The 503-nt window shown below is 40.6% G+C and carries 1 protein-coding gene; it reads left to right on the top strand.

What is annotated here, in order from left to right:
* Positions 1 to 233 precede the first annotated feature (233 nt).
* Positions 234 to 503, top strand: a 270-nt coding sequence (locus R7Z47_RS27055; protein ID WP_318131054.1) for a LysR family transcriptional regulator, incomplete at its 3' end; no start/stop codon positions are given.

Below are 503 nucleotides of genomic sequence, written 5' to 3' on the forward strand. Positions count from 1 at the left end.
AACAATATAAATGTAGGATAAATATAACTAGTGAAAAAGCTTCTCGCTAATTTGTAGTTTTTTCAAAATAAAAATACACAGCGTGAATATTCTTGAGTTGTTAAATAGTCATTGAAATATCGCATTGCGTGTTTACTAGAAAGGAAGCCAATCACACATCCGTCGTGCCTTGCTTTGCTTAAAAGTACAAATCCTCTACTCTGTGCCCAATCAAATTCAATGGAATTGAAAGAATGATAAAAGGTAGTGAGTACCCTTCCATTCGTGCATTGAGGACTTTTGTTGCTGTGGCTAACTATCTCAGCTTTTCTAAAGCCGCCGATGACCTATGCGTAACACAAGGAGCGGTCAGTAAACAGATGGCATCTTTAGAGCAACTCGTTGGGCTTCCTCTCATTCATCGAGGGTTAAACGGCGTGGAGCTAACAGAGGAAGGAAAGCGCTATTTGCCCCAAATAACAGAAGCTCTAGAGCTCATTCAGCAGGCAACCGCCAGCCTAATT

Origin of the sequence: Vibrio sp. 1641 (genome assembly GCF_033339995.1) — a bacterium.
In the GTDB taxonomy this organism is placed as follows: domain Bacteria; phylum Pseudomonadota; class Gammaproteobacteria; order Enterobacterales; family Vibrionaceae; genus Vibrio; species Vibrio alginolyticus.